This window comes from Bacteroidia bacterium (genome assembly GCA_023228875.1).
In the GTDB taxonomy this organism is placed as follows: Bacteria; Bacteroidota; Bacteroidia; order NS11-12g; family UBA955; genus JALOAG01.
This window is the reverse complement of the sequence record JALOAG010000001.1, coordinates 226,698-244,878: the sequence shown is the minus strand read 5'-3', so window position 1 is coordinate 244,878 and position 18,181 is coordinate 226,698. Positions and strand designations below refer to the sequence as shown.

Genomic DNA, 18,181 nt, shown 5'->3' with positions numbered 1-18,181 from the left:
AGAAAAGGCATTGCAAAAGAAATCAAAATGAGAGGAAGAATATTTATACTTAGTATAATTTTATCCGCACCCCTATTCACATTGGCGCAAGAAAGCGGGAATTTTTCAGGAAATTTTCAGACCAATGTTAATTTCTATCAGAAAGACGATAAAATAGGTGCCAATACGGAAGTTTATAAAAACCAACTTTCGAGCATTGATGCTTGGTTGTATCTGAATTATGAGTACAAAGGGTTTAATTTTTCTGCTCGTTTTGACGGCTTTCACAATTCCCCATTATTTAATCCTCAATCTACATACAGCAAACAAGGACTTGGATTTTGGCAAGTATCTAAAGACATCAATTGGCTTAACATTACTGCGGGATATTTTTACGAACAATTTGCTAGTGGTATGCTTTTTAGAGCTTATGAAGACAGAAATATTGGGATTGATTATGCTATTCAAGGTGTAAGAGTGAGAGCAAATCCCATTAAAAATCTAAGATTGACTGGGTTTTCGGGGCAACAAAAAGGTAATATTTTCACAAGTGACAGATTTGGTGTTGCACCTCAAATTATCAGTGGCTATAATATGGAATACAGAATTCCGCTCAAAGAATCAATGACACTTGATTTGGGTGCTTCTGTAATTAATAGAGTGTTGGACAACAACACTTTTGAAAGGGTAAAATCCGAAATATTATCATATCCGGACAGTCAGCGTTTTAATGCATTTTATAATGTTTTCGGGTTTAATGGTTATGGCACATTTAGCTGGAAAGGTTTGTCATTGTATGGAGAGTACAATTATAAAACACAAGAGCCGATTGCAAACGAGGACGGAAGCAAGTTATTTTCAGCACCCGGAAATATTATTTTTACTTCTGCATCTTATTCAAAAGGGAGATTCGGAAAGAAAAAACAGATGTCGTTTGGTGTCAATGCACAATATAAAAAGATAGAAAATTTTAGTATGCGCACCTCACCTTTTGAAACATTGTTAAATGGTCAAATTTCATATCTGCCTTCTATTACAAGACAGAATGCATACAGACTCTTGGCGCGATACAATGCTGTAACACAACAACTCGGAGAACAGGCATACCAAGCAGATTTTATTTTTACTCCCAAGAGAGGTACTTCTATCTTGCTAAACGTTTCACATGTGGAGAGTTTGGCAGCGAATGGGCTTAATGGAAAACCTGAAAAGCTGTTTGAAGAAATTTACATAGAATTACAACACAAGTTTAAAGTATCTGCCAGTGGAAGGCAATGGATGTTTAAGGGAGGAATTCAAAGCATTTTTTACAACCAAAATCGTTATGAAGTTAAACCCGGATATCCAAATGTACATGCTTTGACACCATTTGGTGAACTTACATGGAAGTACACTCGCACCAAATCATTGCGTTTAGAATGTCAATACCTTGACACCAAACAAGACTTAGGAAGTTTTGTGAATGCAATATTAGAATGGAATCTTTCCTCCAAGTGGTCTTTTGCAGCGGGCGACATGGTGAATGTGAAACCACATAGACAGCCCGGGTCATCAGTATCCAATGAAATAATACACTACTACACAGCCTTTGCTGCCTATACTATGGGAGCAACGCAGTTCACTTTAGCATATATCAAACAAGTAGAAGGAGTAAATTGTACAGGAGGAATATGCCGCGTAGAACCTGCATTTAGTGGTGTCAGATTTACCCTTGTAACTTCATTTTAGAATCAAATCTTACCTTTTATTTTTTGGTGATATTCTCACCCTGAACAATAGTTTTTGTTCCAACTTTACCAATATTGTTGTCCGACTTTTGTCCGAATTAGAAACAAAAAAGCCTTCACATTTCTGCAAAGGCTTTTCTATCAATGCTCCCCAGGCTGGGCTTGAACCAGCGACCCCATGATTAACAGTCATGTGCTCTAACCAGCTGAGCTACTGAGGAATATTTTCCGTGAACGGGGCTGCAATATTAAATTTTATTAATCAAATCAACAAATCAAAATTTGAAAATTATGATGCGAATTTTTGTGGCATATTTGCCGACAATTAAAATGTCCTTATGAGTTTACTTGTTATTGGTTCTGTAGCCTTTGATGCTATTGAAACTCCGTTTGGCAAAACCGATAAAATAATCGGTGGCGCGGCTTCTTACATTTCACTGTCCGCTTCATATTTTGTTAAACCTGTTAACCTTGTTGCAGTAGTGGGAGGAGATTTTCCTCAAGAGTACATAAATAGTATTCAATCTAAGGGAGTTGATATAACTGGATTGCAAATAAAAAAAGAAGAAAAATCATTCTTTTGGTCAGGTAAGTATAATTATGATTTGAATTCCAGAGACACTTTAATAACAGAGTTAAATGTATTGGGTGATTTTGACCCAATCATTCCTGATTCTTATCAAGATTGTGAGTATTTGATGTTGGGCAATTTAAGTCCCGATATTCAACTCAAAGTATTGGAAAGACTAACTCACAGACCAAAACTTGTGGTACTAGACACAATGAATTTTTGGATGGATATTGCAATGGATTCTCTTCTGAAAATTATTTCCAAAGTGGATGTACTCTCTATCAATGATGAAGAAGCACGACAGCTTAGCGGTGAATATCAATTAAAAAAAGCAGCCCAAAAAATTATGCAACTTGGGCTCAGATATCTCATCATTAAAAAGGGTGAACACGGAGCAATTCTCTTTCATGAAGATAAAAGTTTTTATGTTCCTGCCTTGCTGTTAGACCAAGTATTTGACCCCACCGGTGCAGGTGATACATTTGCAGGAGGCTTTATTGGATACATTGCCGGACAAGGAAAAACAGATTTTGAAACTTTAAAAAAGGCGTTGGTGTATGGTAGTGCAATGGCAAGTTTTTGTGTTGAAAAATTTGGAACCGAGAACTTGCTTGAATTAAATCAAGAAATGATAGATGCTCGATTCCAACAGTTTAGAGTGATGGTAGAGTTTTAACTCTGTTCGCTTATTATATTGAGTGCTACTCTGCATTGTCGCTTATAACTCATGGCACAATAATTGGAAATGATTATTTTGTAATTAATTTTTATAGCCATGAAAAAAATAATGCTTGTACTTATGGCACTTGCTTTTACAACTTTAAGCAATGCCCAACAAAAGCCCTCAAAAAAAACAATGAATCCTGAGGCAAGAGCATCCAGGACTGTCAATCTAATTGCAGACTCAATCGAGGTAACAGAGTCGCAAAAGGAGGAACTAAGGGTTGTATTTATGGATTTCTTTACAATGGTTCATGCTATTCAAGAGAAAGACTCTGTCACACAGGAAGATCACAAAGTCATGATTGAAGCAAAAAGACAGAGGGATGAAAGGGTTAAATCAATTTTGAATGATGACAAAAAGTATGAAAAGTACCAGAAAATAATTTCAGAAAAGAAAGCCGAAAGAAGAAATAAAAGAGGAGATAAAAAAGGCAAAAAAGGTGCTTTTGTATCACCGGAGAATGCTTCTGAACTAGCAACAAAGCAAGTAAAGAAAATCTCTGAAACTATCAGTTTAACTTCTGTTCAACAAGACTCGTTAAGAAATATCTTTTCAGAAAGAAATATTGCACGTGCTCAATTCAAACAAAATCCTAATAAAAATGAGGCTGATAAAGCCGGATTTAAGGCTACTATGAAAAATTTTGAAACACGAATTGAAAAAGTAATGGCAAGTCCGGAGAAATATGAGCAATACAAAAAAATGAGAAAAGAAAAGATTGCGAAGGTTCGTGAGCGCAGAAACCAAATAAATAAAACAGAAGAAGAACCAACCCAAGATTAAAAAAGTCATACTTTTGTTTCGTATGACTCCCATTCCTTCGAAGATTAAAAAGAAACGAACTAAAGCAGTACTCTACGCAATAATGTGGGTACTGCTTTTGATTTTAATCACTACCCAGATTGGAGATTTTGACCTCATTGACACCCTAATTTGTTATGTATATTTTCTCATTAACTATGTATTTCTCATTCGATTTCTGCTGGTCAAGAAAAAGTTTGGGGCTTTTATTTTTTCAAATGTCATATTGTTTTGTGGATTTGCGCTTATTGGATATAGCACAGACTCTATTATAACCAGTGAGTTCGCCTTTCTTTTATTGATTTCTCTTGGCTTTAGTTTAGCCATACGAGTAACGCAATATTTTATCATTTCTGAGATAGAAAAACAAGAAAAAGAAAATCAATACTACAAAACAGAGCTAACCCTACTCCGCTACCAAATTCAGCCTCATTTTTTCTTTAACTCACTCAACAATATATACTCACTTATCGACATATCACCCGAAAAAGCGAAAGAAATGGTATATGTTTTAGGTAAACTTATGCGTTATTTGCTTTATCAAACCTCAACAGATTATATTGACTTAGAAACTGAAATTAATTTTTTGAAAAACTTCATTAAACTAATGAAACTGAGAACAAACGACAATGTCAAGATAACTGCTGAATTTCCATCAAATGCATATGGTGTCAAAGTGGAGCCATTTTTAATGATACCTCTGGTTGAAAATGCATTTAAACATGGTATTTCTTCTAATGCACCCAGTGAAATATTGATAGATATGAGGATTGAGAATAACACCTTACTCTTTATTGTTCAGAATACATATTTTCCAAAAGGAGATAGTGATCGAAGCGGTTCGGGTGTCGGCATCGAAAACTTGATGTCAAGATTGAGATTGATGTATCCTAAAACACATTCATTTATCCAAAATAGAACAGACAAATATTATACAAGTACTTTAAAAATTGAACTATGAAAATAATCAAATGCATTGCTATTGATGATGAGCCATTGGCGCTACAATTAATTGAAAGTTATATTAAAAAAACTCCTTTTCTGGAATTAGTAGGGACTTATGGGAATCCTTTGGATGCGCTTAAGGTATTAGACTCTGACAATATTGATTTACTTTTCTTAGACATTCAAATGCCTGATATATATGGATTGGATTTTTCAAAAAATGTAAAAGCAGATACTCGGATTGTTTTCACAACCGCATTTGATAAATATGCATTGGACAGTTATAAATCAAACGCCCTTGATTATCTCTTAAAGCCTTTTAATTATAATGATTTTTTGAATGCAGTTTTGAAAGCAAAAGAATGGTTTGATTTAATTGAATTAAAGAAAAGTCCTAAATCTGAACAAATGCTGTTTATCAAATCAGGGTACAACAATGTACAAATCAAGATTTCTGACATAAGCTATTTGCAAGGATTTAAGGACTATATCAAAATTTATACAGACAATAATCCAAGCCCGATTCTTACATTAATGACCATGAAGTCAATGTATGACACCCTGCCAAAAGATAAGTTTATCAGAGTACATAGGTCATATATTATTCCGGTTGATAAAATTAAACATTCCGATAAAGCCCATGTTTGGATTAAGGGAGCAAAGATTCCAATCTCAGACTCATACAAAGAATCATTCACGGAATTCATTGCTACTCGTAGAATCAGATAAGAACATTACATCTTTGCCCTTCGCTGTGTTATTTGCTTTCGCAATAATTCTTGTTGCTTGTCAGAAGTAAGGAATACTCCCGTAAGAACTATCAGCCCTGCGATAACTTTCATCCAAGTAAAATTGTCTGTACCCCATAATATTGCAATAAATCCTGCTAATATGGGTTGTAAGTAAATATATGTTCCTACCAACACAGAACCCGCTTTCTCAATTGCCCATGTATTGAACAAATAAGCAAGAAAGGTTGTACAAAAGACAACAAATCCTATTTCCCACATGATATAAGTCGGAAATGAAAAATGGTTAACTCGCAACACATCCTTACCGATCAATGGCAATACAAGAAAAAACCCAAAAAGAAAAGTCCATTTGGAAACCGTTACTACGGTGTACTTTGCTAATAATTTCCTGACATATACTAGATAGAATGCATAAAAAATTGCGTTCACTGTAACCAACATATCTCCCTTGAGCGTTGAGCCCGTAAAACTGAATTGTTTGCCATACATTAACATAATTGCGCCACTTGCAGCCATGGAAATTCCAATCACTTTTTTGATGGAGAGTTTTTCTTCGCCTAAAATCAATGCAAATATCAAAACAAAAACAGGGGTGTTGAGCATCAGGACTGCACCGTTTATAGGAACAGTATATTCAAGTCCTTTGAAAAACATGTACATATTATAAGCAACACCAAATACGCTGGCAATAAAAAGGGGAATGAAGTCTTTTGGCTCAACGTGGCGAAGTTTATTTGAGGGTAATAATTTAGTTTCCCAAGGTGATATTAACCAAAAAAGTAGCAGTGCTCCACCAATCCTATAAAATGTAAACACTTCTCCATTAATAAAGCGAGGCATTACATCTTTGGCTATGCTAAATGTAACTGCATAGAACAGCATTACCAAGAATAAAATAAGATGAACTTTGATTTTGGACATGTGCACTCAGACAGGTTTTATCTTCCTATTCTAGTAAGAAGTCGGAGGCTTTTTTCATTACTTTGCCAAAAACATAGTCTTGAACCATAAGGAGTTCCTTGGAATTGCTATTAAAGAATGCATAGTAACTGTCTATGTCATAAGGCATTTGAACACCTTCTCTATCCAATTGCATTTTACTGTTCTTTTTTAAGCCCTTATAATGGATTTGTATGGTTTGTTCCGGCTTACCTTTAGGTTTCAGTGTCAACACAAAAAATGCTCGTGTTTTGTTATAGACAGAGTCAATATCGTGTTCGCGCATATCAATTGGGAAACCTTCATACGCCAAACGATCAAAGTAATTGAGATAAGAGCGTAATTTATTTTCGTTGATTTTGCCTTTCCCAAATGCTTGAGATTGAATTGAGGGGGTATTATTTTCATTTGTGATTGTGAAAGATTGAGCAACATCATCTGTCCAATCAACCTTAACCCATTCAATATCTTGAGGTTCATAAGCAAAAATGATTTTACTGCGCCAGTCTCTTTCATTGACAAAGAATCTTGGCGAAAGAAACCCTTGAAAACCTTCGATGTAAACAACATAAGGTTGAGAAGCATCTTCCATCCACATAAAAGTACCCATTTGATCCGGTGTAGGACCTCCGACATAATAGGTCTTTAGTTTGTTGTTTTGGGAATAAATCTCCACTTTGACTCCCTTAGAAGAAAGGTTTTTTATTACCATATCCCAATAATCTTTGCTCACCGGAGTCTTAACCTTCATGTTTTTAACTGCATTCAATAGCACATCGACTTTGGCGCCATCCGCTTCATATTTGTCATTAATCATCCAAACCCCTTTATCGTTTTTTGTTAAGGTTGCGCTTGTGTTTTGAAATCTTGAACGGAGAAAAATCTTGTCAATATTTTGAGTTTTCTCTATGGCAAAATTTGTCTCATCAATTGCTAGAGTAGTATTGGTATTGCGTTTAAAAAAGAAATATGTACCTATGACCAGCGCAAGGATTAAAAGTGATATTAATGTCTTTCGAGAAATCATGCCGTAAAATAAAGAGTGTGCGAATGTAGCAAAGGTTAATCTACTTTGAGATTAATATTTGACTAACGGATACATTCTTTAATATCAGCGGATATTTGTTATTTCTTGCTGATATAGTAATCCAACATTTCTTCAAACTCTTTGGATGCCTTATAGCCTACTGCCATTTCTACATTTTCGTCTTTGTGAGGCGCAACCCAAAAGAAAGTAGTTGGATAACCATAATTTCTGCCTTTGCCTAACCAAAGCAAGAGTTCATAACCGCTCATCACTTTTTCGCCTACCATATAACGAGCATCTAACTCAGGATTTAATTTTATGGCAACAAAGTTGGCATTGACCTTTTCAATAATTTTTTTGTCGGAATAGGTGTTTTTATCCATACGTTTACACCATCCACACCAATCTGTATAGGAATCAATCAAAATCATTTTCTTTTCTTTGACTGCTTTGTCATATCCAACTTGGAAATCTAACCATTCAATTTTTTCTCCTTCAGAGGCATTTTGATTAGCAACTCTGAATGAACTAACAAATAGAAACGCGGTAACGAGCAATAAACTAATAATGATTGAAACTTTTTTTGTCATAAGGAATGCAAATTTAACGATAAACCTTTAGAAAATAGTGTGCCATTTTTTATTAAAAGCCGGGTTTGAGGAAAAATCTCAAATAACTCAACATGGTCTTTAACACCTTCATTTTTGATTTGCCTTTGCGTTTCTTTGAATGTAGAATCATAGGCACTTCTATGATGGATGCTTTAAGTCGGATGGCTTTAACCAAGATTTCAACTTTACTTATAAATCCTTTTTCCTTAATCAAAACGCCATATTTATTTCTAATATCATGCAATAATTGAACAGAATAAATCCTGTAAAAAGAGCTGAGAGTCAAGACTTTGACATCAAACCAGAGCCTGAGCAATAAATTTGCTGTAAAAGAGGTCAATTTTCGCACAAAAGTTGTTTCATCAAATCCTCCACCTTGTGCGTATGGAGAGGCTAAAACTAAGCTAAAGCCATGATGATGTAAATCCATCATGATAGGCAGAATAGAGATGTCTGATGTGTTATCACCTTCCAATGTAATCACAATATCCTCAGGTTTTGCCCGTAATTCATCCAAAATAAAATTAAATCCCGCATTAAAAGAATATCCCGGACCTTGATTACCGGGGTTTTGAAGCAGGTGTAAATTGTTCCCCTGAAATAATTCTAGTACTTTTTCGGGTGAGCCATCCGAAGAACCATCATCAACAAACACAAAAGTCTTGTCTTTGTTTGTCAAAGCTACACCAAGTGTTTTGGCAAGTTCCGACAGGTTTTCTGTTTCGTTATAAATAGGAATCAGAATAAAAATCATGCTTGTTGTTTAAATAATAGAGTTTGCCATTCAATGGTTTTGCGTAAGCCATCTGCCATTTTCCATTGTGGAACAAAGCCAAGTTTATTCTTAATCTTATTAATATCCGGCACTCTGCGCATCACATCTTCATATTTGCCGAACGTCTCATAAGGAATGAGTTTCATATCAGGGTTGTTGCGATCGCCTTTCATCAGTTCCCAAATTAACAACCCTAATTCTTTGATTGTTATTTCCTCATCAGGTTCATTTGCAATATTAAAAACATCATTTAAAGATTCAGAGTGAAAGATACACTTCTCAATTCCTTGAACAGTGTCTTCAATATATGTAAAGGTGCGCGTTTGCAAGCCATTCCCATGAATTTCAATACTTTTCCCTTCGAGAATATTTTGGATAAAAACGGCTTGAGGTCCTCCCCACCAGGTTGTATTCTGATTAGGACCATAAGAGCCGAAAAAGCGCATAATTGTATATTGCAAGCCAAGTTCGTCATGGTTGGCAATAATCTTGTGCTCGCTGTACATTTTGGACACAGAATATGCCCACCTTTTTACATTGGTTGGACCCATCACTAAATTTGATTCTTCGTTAAAGGGCAAGTCTGTGTTTTTGCCATAGACATCGCTTGTTGAAGCGAACACTAACTTTACCTTGTCTTCCAAGCATTTTTGAATCAGATTGTCGGTCATCTGATGGTTGTCATTCAGAGTATAAAAAGAGCTGCTATATCTTGGGATTTTTTGAGATGCTAAATGCACCCATACATCTGCTTTGATATCGGCAAATGATCTATAATCACGTGCATCTCTTTGATAGAAAGTAAAATGATTGTTTGTTGAAATTGGCTCAATATTTCTGCTGTTTCCAAAAGAATAATTGTCAATGCCTATCACCTCATGTCCTTCTGAAAGTAATCTTTTGGCAAGGTTAGAACCTACAAATCCTGCCACACCCGTAATCGCAATTTTCATCAGTGCAAACATAAACAAAATAGGATTTTTTTAGCAGTTAATTCACTGCAATTATGGGGTTTGCAAATGGTTTATTTAAGCTTTTTTTGACCTGCCAAAAATAGAATTAGAGCTACTGCTAATATTAACGTAACATAAAACAATGCAAGGTTAAAACCGGGCATTGCAATAGCAAAGAAAACTCCGAATGACTCGGTAAACAACAAGAGTTCTGTTAAAATTGTAGCAATTACGAAAGTGCATGCCCCGATTTTTGCCATTGTGTTTTCAGCAAATTGATAAAGTCCTTTTTCTATAAATAATCCTAGAATAAAGAAACTGATTACACAGAGAAAGATTAAATGCAAGAAACCAATTACAACCGGTCTGTAGTTAAATGCAAATACTGTAATCTCAGGCTCAATTGAAAATGCTTGCATCACAGTTTTGCCGGTAAAAGAAAGCAAAGCAATCCACCACAATAGTTTTGTAAAGGAACTCAAGTGAGCAGCTATGGTTTTATAAGTTTTGAAATAAAAGATTATCAAAAGCACGCCAGCTATTAGCTGTGCTAAGACAGAAATTTGAGCACTGAAAACGATAGGGTAAGCATCCGTCAATCCTATAATTGACAAAGCATACCCCGGAAATATGCTAAAGGCAAGGAGTACAAAGAACTGGAATAGCAACGCAGTGTCAAACTCAATTTTATGACTATTCAACCAATGTATAAAAAGGGCAAAGGCAGCAAATGGAAACCAGCCGTCATATTGAAAATGCAGATAGAAGTATAGTGCACCATTAATATACAACGAGTCTGTTCTTCCGGTTGCTGAAAAATATGCTAGGAAATACGGTCCTAATGAAGAAATGACAAATGAAACAACCGCAATGTAGGAGAAATATTTAACCAATTTATGGTTTGAGGATTTGCGAATATCTTTAATAAAAATGACTGCAAACCAGTAGAAAACAAAGGTCGCAATGGAGGAAAAAACAATAGAAGGCACTTTATATCCTTGTAAAATAAAAGTAATAAGCATGCCATAGGAACTGAAATACAAAATCCAAAAGATCAAACCGTAGGAAGTTTTTTTTCTTTTCTCTTCCGGCAAAAGATATACTACCATAGCGGTTGAAAGCGCCATTGTCGCCCATGCATAAAAAACAAAATGAGAATGAGAGTGTAATAGAAATTCAAAGTTTAGAAATGGAATCGGGAAGTTGAGAATGTACCGCATTGTTAGTCCTAACAATGAAGCAACAACAAAGTTTATAAGACAAATGATTGCCCAGTTTTTCGGAATAGTTATTTTCATTATTTAACCCATCAAAAGAATTGGAGAGCTTGCTTAAAGCTAATATCCGACTAAAATCAGAGCGCAAAATAAACGCTTATTTTGAATGATTTTAAATAAAATGAAAAAGTAAGTAACAGGGTAAAGAATTCAGCAGCAAGTAACGTTCTACTTCAAGTACCTTTTAAGCTGCCCAACAACAAAGAGCAGCAGGGAGGCAGACATCAGTAATGTGATAAAATAAATAATCATAGAAACATGGGGTACGGGGAAGTAGAAATAATTTCCGGCAGCCTGCACAAACAGTAATAATTCGCTGATAATCGAAAAAACGAAGAATGCAATAATCCCATTCCTTGCAGGTGAAGAAGTCTTAAAACTCAATTTCTCTTTCTCAATCATATATCCAAACAAGAAAAAGCTGACAAAACAAATAAAAATCAAATGCAGATAACCTATAACTAATGGGCGCAAACTAAAAGCTACAATTGCCAAGCTTGGGTTCAACGAACCTATTTGCATTCCTGTTTTTGCAATCAAAGATAACAACGCAATTCCCCAAAGTAATTTTGAAAAGGGGGTAAGAGATTTAGCAATGTATTTACGTGCCCTCCAGATTATTTTAAGCAAGTAAATCAAAGCGAGAACCTGCGTAATAATAGCAAAATATGAACAAACATACACCCATGCATCATTTACATAACCGATTAGAGAGAGGGCATAACCCGGAATCAAACCCACTGTCAATAATATGAATACTTTTAAAAGGTTTTCGTGTCTATATTTAATTTTGTTGGTAGTGAGCCATTGAAAGAAGAGCGTAATAATTGCAAATGAGAACCAACCATTATAGATAAAATGAAGTTGAAAATACATTGCACCCCTTGTAATTAATGGAGTAGAGGGTCCAAAAATGGAAAAACTTGCAGAAAAATATTCACCCACCGATGCGACAATATAAGAGATGATAGAAACAATAGCAAAGTATTTCACAACCTTATGCGCTTCAATCTTTCTTAAATCCCAAATAAATTGAATTGCAAACCAATAGAAAACAGCTTGGACTGCTGTTGTAAAAGCAATTGAGATATGAGAATAGCCTTGCAATGAATAACTAATGAGCATACCCCAAGAGAAAAAGAGATAGAGCCAGAAAATCGTAAAATAGCGAAAAGTTCTCTTAATTTTTTCAGGCAAAATCAGACTGATGAAGGCTGTCATTAAAGTTAATGAAGCCCATCCATGAAAAACAAAATGAGAATGAGCATGCAGCATATTTGCTTGTGTAATTTCCGGAAGCGGAAAATTGATTTTATACCGCATGATAACACCCAAAATAGAACCGATAAAAAGATTAAATAGACAGATTGTGCCCCAAGCGGTTGGTAATTTGTAAATTTTCACGATTGTTGATTCTGTTGAATTTTCAGCTTACAAAGCAAGCAAAATATTTATTTCTAAATTATGACTAATGTCATTTTCTATTGAGTATTATGGACTTAACTTTGCCCCAGATAAAATATATTAAAGACATGAAAAAAATAATTTTAATCGGATTTGCAGCATTAATATATGCATGCGGAGGTCCTCAAACTTCAAATAATGAAGCAGAAAATGCAGGAACAACTACTGAACAAACAACTACTACTAAAGATGTGAGCGAGTACGACCCACATAGAGGCGAGGGCAAGTTCAAAGACGTTGAGCTGGGCGCACTTGATTTAGCGAAAGCAGAGAAAGGTAAAGCAATTTACGACATGAAATGTCAAAGTTGCCATAAACTAACAGACGAGAGATTAGTTGGTCCCGGATGGCATGGTGTAACCCAAAGAAGAACTCCTGCTTGGTTGCTAAACTTTATCACAAACCCGGATGCAATGTTAGACAAAGACCCTGAATTGCAAGCACAGTTGGAAATTTGTTTGGTAAGAATGCCCAACCAAAATGTAGCAGACGAAGAAGCTTATGCATTGGTTGAGTTCATGCGTAAGAATGATGGAGTGAAATAAAACACTCTATAACAAATAGAAAACTTATATAAATTTAATATTCAATAATTATGTTTCACAAGAAATTCAAATCGAGATTTGTGGCAGTTGCCATCCTCTCAACGTTAGTTGGCTTACAAAGTTGCAAACCCAAAACTGCAGCAACGGCTGTAAGTGGAGATGCTGCACAGAAAGTGTATGTTGCACCTGGTCAACATGATGAATTCTATGCCTTTGTTTCCGGTGGATTTAGCGGACAAGTTTCTGTATATGGAATTCCATCCGGCAGGTTATTCAAAGTACTACCTGTATTCTCAGCCGACCCTGAATCCGGATATGGATACAGCGAGGAATCAAGAAACATGTTGATGACCTCTCACGGATATATTCCATGGGGAGACGAACATCACTTGTCTTTTTCTCAAACTAACGGAGAATATGATGGCAGATGGTTATTTGCAAATGAAAACAACACTCCGCGTGTTGCAAGAATTGATTTGAAAACCTTTCATACTACCGAAATTATTGAAATTCCTAATTCTGCAGGTAATCACTCTTCACCATTCATTACTGACAACTCAGAATATGTAGTTGCAGGAACCAGATTTAGTGTACCTTTTGATGAAGATGAAAAGGATATTCCGATTAGTTCTTATGCAGACAAATTTAGTGGTGCAATCAGTTTTATCAGTGTAAATCCTGAAAGCGGCAGAATGGATGTTGCTTTTCAATTAAAAACACCTCCTGTAAATTATGATTTAAGCCACACCGGTAAGGGTCCAAGCAGTGGTTGGTTCTTCTTCTCAACTTATAATACTGAAAAAGCATATACACTGTTAGAAGTGAACTCATCTCAAAGAGATAAAGACTTTATTTTGGCTGTTAACTGGAAAAAAGCTGAAGAATATGTAAAAGCAGGTAAAGCAAGAAAAGTAAAAGCAAACTATGCTCATAATATTATGGACGAACATTCATTTACTGTTCAATCAACAATCAAAGATGAGGTGTTAGTATTGGATATTAAAGACTTAGACGGAATTTGCTATTACATTCCTTGCCCAAAATCTCCACACGGAGCAGATGTTGACCCAACCGGTGAATATATCGTTGGAAGTGGTAAATTAGCTTCATTAATTCCTGTTTTCTCTTTCCAAAAAATGATGAAAGCAATTGAAGAAAAGAACTATGAAGGCACATTTGATGGTGTGCCAGTATTGAAATATGACGCAGTGCTTCACGGAGAAGTTAAAAAACCGGGATTAGGACCTTTACATACCGAGTTTGATGCCCATGGCAATGCTTATACTTCATTCTTCGTATCTTCAGAAGTGGTTAAATGGAACGTTAAAACTCTTGAAGTAATTGATAGACAACCTACTTTTTACTCTACTGGCCACCTTACCGTAGCCGGAGGTGATTCAAAAACCCCTTATGGCAAATATTTGGTTGCATGGAACAAAATCACTAAAGACCGTTACTTACCAACAGGTCCCGAGTTATGTCAAAGTGCTCAACTATTTGATATTACCGGAGACAAAATGCAGTTATTACTTGACTTCCCTACTATTGGCGAACCACACTATGCAGTAATGATTCCTGCTAGCAAAATCAAGGATAACCAAGTGAGAATTTTTGATATTACAAAAAATAATCATCCTTTTGTTGCTAAAGGCGAAGGCGAAACTAAGATTGTGAGAAATGGTAACAGAGTTGATATTTACATGACATTAATTCGTTCACACATTACTCCTGACAATATCGAAGGAATCAAAGTTGGAGATGAGGTTTATTTCCATGTTACTAATTTGGAACAAGACTGGGATTTGCCACACGGATTTACAATCTTAGGTTCAACAGCTGCTGAGTTGTTAATACTTCCGGGTGAAACAAAAACCATGAAATGGATGCCGAAAAAGACCGGAATCGTTCCTTTCTATTGCACTGACTTCTGTAGTGCATTACACCAAGAAATGCAAGGCTATGTTCGTGTGTCTCCTGCAGGAAGTAATACTCCTTTGAGATACGGCACTGGCGATACTGCGCCAAAAGCAGAATAATTTTTCTTTTTATGTTTTATCTATGTATGGGTTGCCTCTCTGAGGCGACCCATCTTAACTAACTACTTTTATTTTAACTTTATGACAACTTCAAAAAAAAATTCTTTATCCCGTGTTACCAAAATACTTTCATTCTTAGGCGGATTAGCACTATTTGCAGTAATTTTTGTTCCTATCTGGAAAATCGAATTAGATGCTCCTCAGTATCCGGAAGGGTTAGAACTCAAAATTCATGCTGACAAACTTGCAGGGCAAGTAGATATCATCAATGGATTAAACCATTATATTGGAATGAGACATCTTAGCGAGAACGACTTTATAGAGTTTCAGTTTCTTCCATACATCTTTGCAATTCTTGGATTTTTTGGAGTATTGACAGCAATTATTAATAGAAAATGGTTCTTCTATATATGGGGTGGCTCCTTTATTGCTTTTGCTATTGCTGCTATGGTGGACTTTTATATGTGGCTTTATAATTATGGACACAATCTTGACCCGACTGCACCTATCCAAGTACCCGGCATGACATACCAGCCACCATTGTTAGGTTTTAAACAATTACTTAATTTTGGAGCATATTCCATTCCCGATATTGGGGGTTGGATTATGGCAGGAGTGGGAGTGCTGATTGTGTTTTGTGGATTTATTGAAATTAGAAAAAAATAGAATAATAACAAATATGCGTTTTGTTCAAGTAATTGGGTTGTTTGCTTTCATGATTAGTATGGGTGCATGCAGTATTAGCCCCAAGCCTATTGTATTCGGAACGGATGATTGCGACCACTGCAAGATGACCATTAGTGATACCCGTTATGGAGCTGAGTTAGTTACAAAAAAAGGAAGAATATACAAATTTGACGACTTGCATTGTCTCAAAGGGTTTATGGACGAGCAGGTTGTTCCCTTGGATAATATTCATTCTTTGTGGGTTATCGATTTTTCTGTACCCGAAACACTCACACAATTAGAACAGTCATTCTTATTACATAATGAACAACTGCAAAGCCCAATGGGCTCTAATACTGCTGCGTTTGCAATACAAGACAGTCTGGATGTATATTTCTCAAAGTATAAAGGCAATAAACTCAAATGGGAAGATTTTATCTCATCGCACTAACAATCTTCGGTTGCCTTGTTGCTGATAATGCTGTTGCAGTTACACACATTGCAAATCCTGATAACAACAAAAAAGTACTTACACATATATTCGAAATCGCAAATGATGGCGATACAGTTCTGATAAAATCGGGACTTTATCAGGAAGGTGCTCTTCTGTTAAAAAAGGGATTGGTAATCATTGGTGAAAATTTTCCCGAAATTGATGGTGAGAATCAATATGAAAACCTTTTCGTAGAACATGACAATGTTGTAATCAAAGGAGTCTTGTTTACAAATTCGGGTAGCTCAGGATTTAATGATGTGGCTGCTCTAAAAATCAATTCATCAAAAAATATCTTGGTTGAAAATTGTCGTTTTGAGAACAATTTCTTTGCTATCCTCGCCATGAATTCTGCTTATCTATCATTTTTAAATAACTCTTTAGTATCAGGCAAAGTCAAAGGCAAACCTTCTGCCAATGGCATCCACTGTTGGAAATGCAATCATCTAACCATTAAGAATAATACCATTCAAGGACATAGGGATGGAATTTATTTTGAATTTGTTACTAATTCATTTATCCAACACAATCTTAGTGAAAGAAATAGTCGTTATGGCATGCACTTCATGTTCTCACATGACAACGTATTTAGACAAAATACTTTTAAAGGAAATGGAGCCGGAGTAGCAGTGATGTATAGCAAGAGAGTTGAGATGTACAACAATATCTTTGCCGACAACTGGGGTGGAGCCGCGTATGGCTTGCTACTTAAAGAGATTAATGACAGCAAAATTGTAGATAATGACTTTAATACAAATACCATTGCAATATTTGCTGATGGAGCAAACAGAATAGAAATGAAACAAAATAGATTTTCAAAAAACGGTTGGGCTTTGAAAATCAATGCAAGCTGCAGTGAGTTTGTCATCAATAGCAATAATTTTATTTCTAACACATTTGATTTGGCTACCAATGGCAAGCTGATTGTCAAGTCTCTTGATGGAAATTATTGGGATAAATACGAAGGATATGATTTGAATAGAGACGGTGTGGGAGATGTTCCATACAGACCCATTACTTTTTATTCAATTATTATAGAAAGAAACCCTGGAGCATTAATGCTTTTTAGGAGTTTTTTTGTCAGCATGATGGACAAAGCAGAAAGTGTACTTCCAAGCTTAGTTCCTGAAAATTTGAAGGATAACAGCCCATCCATAAAGAAAATTAAATAATATGAGCATGATTGAGTTTAAAGACATACGCAAGCAATTTGATAAATTTAAGGTTCTAAAAGGAGTGAATCTTCAATTTGAAAAGGGCAATATTGTTGCACTCATTGGACCTAACGCTTGCGGTAAGACCACATTGATAAAATGTTTACTTGGGATGGTTATTCCTAATTCAGGGGATATCATGTTTAACGGAAAATCGATTAAAGGACAGTGGGATTATAGAACACAAATCGGTTATATGCCCCAAATCGCACGTTATCCCGAGAATATGAAAGTGGGGCAAGTGCTTGAAATGATTGAAGACTTGAGAGATAAGACAAATATAAGTTTAGATAAAGAATTATATGAAGCTTTCAAGTTAGGCAGTATCTTACAAAAGAGAATGGGGGCTTTGTCAGGAGGTACAAGACAGAAAGTGAGCGCATATCTTGCTTTTTTGTTTAATCCACAAGTATTAGTGTTAGATGAACCGACTGCCGGACTTGACCCTGTTGCTTCTATCATTTTGAAAGATAAGATTCAAAAAGAAAAACAAAATGGCAAGCTAATCATAGTTACCTCACATATTTTGAGCGAACTTGATGAGATTATTAACCAGATTGTCTATATGGAAGAAGGGAACATCATTTTTAACAAACCAATTGAAATGGTGAAAGAAGAAACCGGCAAGTATAAATTGACTGAGGCAATTGCACACATTATGAGTATAAAAAACAAAAACTGA

18 protein-coding genes and 1 tRNA gene are annotated in these 18,181 nt (G+C 35.6%); 11 read left to right on the top strand and 8 right to left on the bottom strand.

Translation table 11 applies throughout. The features are described from left to right. The first annotated feature begins 27 nt into the window (after positions 1-27). Positions 28-1,707, top strand: coding sequence for a DUF6029 family protein (locus M0R38_01125; protein ID MCK9480346.1), 1,680 nt, complete (start codon positions 28-30; stop codon positions 1,705-1,707). Positions 1,708-1,853: 146 nt separating this feature from the next. Here M0R38_01125 and M0R38_01120 read toward each other — a convergent pair. Next, a tRNA-Asn gene (locus M0R38_01120) sits at positions 1,854-1,927 on the bottom strand. A 117-nt stretch (positions 1,928-2,044) separates the two neighbouring features. On the opposite strand from M0R38_01120, the gene M0R38_01115 reads away from it, so the two are divergent. The 4 genes from M0R38_01115 (at position 2,045) to M0R38_01100 (ending at position 5,476) form a co-directional block, all read left to right on the top strand. Then, entirely contained in the window at positions 2,045-2,953 is a 909-nt protein-coding gene (locus tag M0R38_01115) for a PfkB family carbohydrate kinase (protein ID MCK9480345.1), read from the top strand. A gap of 99 nt (positions 2,954-3,052) precedes the next feature. Continuing rightward, a complete protein-coding gene (locus M0R38_01110) occupies positions 3,053-3,784 on the top strand; it encodes a hypothetical protein (protein MCK9480344.1) in 732 nt (243 codons plus the stop codon). An 82-nt stretch (positions 3,785-3,866) separates the two neighbouring features. Then, complete coding sequence (locus M0R38_01105) at positions 3,867-4,763, top strand: histidine kinase (GenBank protein MCK9480343.1); 897 nt, start codon at positions 3,867-3,869, stop codon at positions 4,761-4,763. After that, entirely contained in the window at positions 4,760-5,476 is a 717-nt protein-coding gene (locus M0R38_01100; GenBank protein MCK9480342.1) for a LytTR family DNA-binding domain-containing protein, read from the top strand. Before M0R38_01105 ends, M0R38_01100 begins: the two co-directional genes overlap by 4 nt. 5 nt (positions 5,477-5,481) lie before the next feature. Here the strand turns inward: M0R38_01100 and M0R38_01095 are convergent, their stop codons facing one another. The 7 genes from M0R38_01095 to M0R38_01065 form a co-directional block, all read right to left on the bottom strand. Continuing rightward, positions 5,482-6,420 carry a DMT family transporter gene (locus tag M0R38_01095; protein MCK9480341.1) on the bottom strand — a complete coding sequence of 313 codons (939 nt, stop codon included), beginning with the start codon at positions 6,418-6,420 and terminating at the stop codon, positions 5,482-5,484. Between the two features lie 25 nt (positions 6,421-6,445). After that, positions 6,446-7,465, bottom strand: a complete 1,020-nt coding sequence (locus tag M0R38_01090) for a DUF4340 domain-containing protein (protein MCK9480340.1) — start codon at positions 7,463-7,465, stop codon at positions 6,446-6,448. 98 nt (positions 7,466-7,563) lie between these two features. After that, a complete protein-coding gene (locus tag M0R38_01085) occupies positions 7,564-8,055 on the bottom strand; it encodes a DUF255 domain-containing protein (GenBank protein MCK9480339.1) in 492 nt (163 codons plus the stop codon). Positions 8,056-8,107: 52 nt separating this feature from the next. Beyond that, positions 8,108-8,830: a glycosyltransferase gene (locus M0R38_01080; protein ID MCK9480338.1), complete on the bottom strand. Its 723-nt coding sequence runs from the start codon at positions 8,828-8,830 to the stop codon at positions 8,108-8,110. After that, complete coding sequence (locus tag M0R38_01075) at positions 8,827-9,804, bottom strand: GDP-mannose 4,6-dehydratase (GenBank protein MCK9480337.1); 978 nt, start codon at positions 9,802-9,804, stop codon at positions 8,827-8,829. Before M0R38_01075 ends, M0R38_01080 begins: the two co-directional genes overlap by 4 nt. 71 nt (positions 9,805-9,875) lie before the next feature. Then, entirely contained in the window at positions 9,876-11,024 is a 1,149-nt protein-coding gene (locus M0R38_01070) for a hypothetical protein (GenBank protein ID MCK9480336.1), read from the bottom strand. A 225-nt stretch (positions 11,025-11,249) separates the two neighbouring features. Then, a complete protein-coding gene (locus tag M0R38_01065; protein ID MCK9480335.1) occupies positions 11,250-12,485 on the bottom strand; it encodes a hypothetical protein in 1,236 nt (411 codons plus the stop codon). Positions 12,486-12,613: 128 nt separating this feature from the next. Here M0R38_01065 and M0R38_01060 point away from each other — a divergent pair, with 128 nt between their 5' ends. From M0R38_01060 to M0R38_01035, 6 genes are all read left to right on the top strand, one after another. Then, positions 12,614-13,090 carry a cytochrome c gene (locus M0R38_01060; GenBank protein MCK9480334.1) on the top strand — a complete coding sequence of 159 codons (477 nt, stop codon included), beginning with the start codon at positions 12,614-12,616 and terminating at the stop codon, positions 13,088-13,090. Between the two features lie 50 nt (positions 13,091-13,140). Further along, positions 13,141-15,126, top strand: coding sequence for a Sec-dependent nitrous-oxide reductase (gene nosZ / locus M0R38_01055; GenBank protein ID MCK9480333.1), 1,986 nt, complete (start codon positions 13,141-13,143; stop codon positions 15,124-15,126). Positions 15,127-15,207: 81 nt separating this feature from the next. Then, a complete protein-coding gene (locus tag M0R38_01050; protein MCK9480332.1) occupies positions 15,208-15,792 on the top strand; it encodes a hypothetical protein in 585 nt (194 codons plus the stop codon). Positions 15,793-15,805: 13 nt separating this feature from the next. Continuing rightward, complete coding sequence (locus tag M0R38_01045; GenBank protein MCK9480331.1) at positions 15,806-16,243, top strand: nitrous oxide reductase accessory protein NosL; 438 nt, start codon at positions 15,806-15,808, stop codon at positions 16,241-16,243. After that, entirely contained in the window at positions 16,216-17,457 is a 1,242-nt protein-coding gene (gene nosD, locus M0R38_01040; GenBank protein ID MCK9480330.1) for a nitrous oxide reductase family maturation protein NosD, read from the top strand. Before M0R38_01045 ends, nosD begins: the two co-directional genes overlap by 28 nt. A 7-nt stretch (positions 17,458-17,464) precedes the next feature. Then, positions 17,465-18,181, top strand: a complete 717-nt coding sequence (locus tag M0R38_01035; GenBank protein MCK9480329.1) for an ABC transporter ATP-binding protein — start codon at positions 17,465-17,467, stop codon at positions 18,179-18,181.

Coding starts and splice junctions, on each gene's coding strand:
- M0R38_01050 (MCK9480332.1), top strand. CDS start 15,208: ATGACAACTTCAAAAAAAAATTCTTTATCCCGTGTTACCAAAATACTT.
- M0R38_01125 (MCK9480346.1), top strand. CDS start 28: ATGAGAGGAAGAATATTTATACTTAGTATAATTTTATCCGCACCCCTA.
- M0R38_01095 (MCK9480341.1), bottom strand. CDS start 6,420: ATGTCCAAAATCAAAGTTCATCTTATTTTATTCTTGGTAATGCTGTTC.
- M0R38_01105 (MCK9480343.1), top strand. CDS start 3,867: ATGTGGGTACTGCTTTTGATTTTAATCACTACCCAGATTGGAGATTTT.
- M0R38_01060 (MCK9480334.1), top strand. CDS start 12,614: ATGAAAAAAATAATTTTAATCGGATTTGCAGCATTAATATATGCATGC.
- M0R38_01070 (MCK9480336.1), bottom strand. CDS start 11,024: ATGCGGTACATTCTCAACTTCCCGATTCCATTTCTAAACTTTGAATTT.
- M0R38_01035 (MCK9480329.1), top strand. CDS start 17,465: ATGATTGAGTTTAAAGACATACGCAAGCAATTTGATAAATTTAAGGTT.
- nosD (MCK9480330.1), top strand. CDS start 16,216: ATGGGAAGATTTTATCTCATCGCACTAACAATCTTCGGTTGCCTTGTT.
- M0R38_01045 (MCK9480331.1), top strand. CDS start 15,806: ATGCGTTTTGTTCAAGTAATTGGGTTGTTTGCTTTCATGATTAGTATG.
- M0R38_01115 (MCK9480345.1), top strand. CDS start 2,045: ATGAGTTTACTTGTTATTGGTTCTGTAGCCTTTGATGCTATTGAAACT.
- M0R38_01080 (MCK9480338.1), bottom strand. CDS start 8,830: ATGATTTTTATTCTGATTCCTATTTATAACGAAACAGAAAACCTGTCG.
- M0R38_01110 (MCK9480344.1), top strand. CDS start 3,053: ATGAAAAAAATAATGCTTGTACTTATGGCACTTGCTTTTACAACTTTA.
- M0R38_01075 (MCK9480337.1), bottom strand. CDS start 9,804: ATGAAAATTGCGATTACGGGTGTGGCAGGATTTGTAGGTTCTAACCTT.
- nosZ (MCK9480333.1), top strand. CDS start 13,141: ATGTTTCACAAGAAATTCAAATCGAGATTTGTGGCAGTTGCCATCCTC.
- M0R38_01090 (MCK9480340.1), bottom strand. CDS start 7,465: ATGATTTCTCGAAAGACATTAATATCACTTTTAATCCTTGCGCTGGTC.
- M0R38_01100 (MCK9480342.1), top strand. CDS start 4,760: ATGAAAATAATCAAATGCATTGCTATTGATGATGAGCCATTGGCGCTA.
- M0R38_01085 (MCK9480339.1), bottom strand. CDS start 8,055: ATGACAAAAAAAGTTTCAATCATTATTAGTTTATTGCTCGTTACCGCG.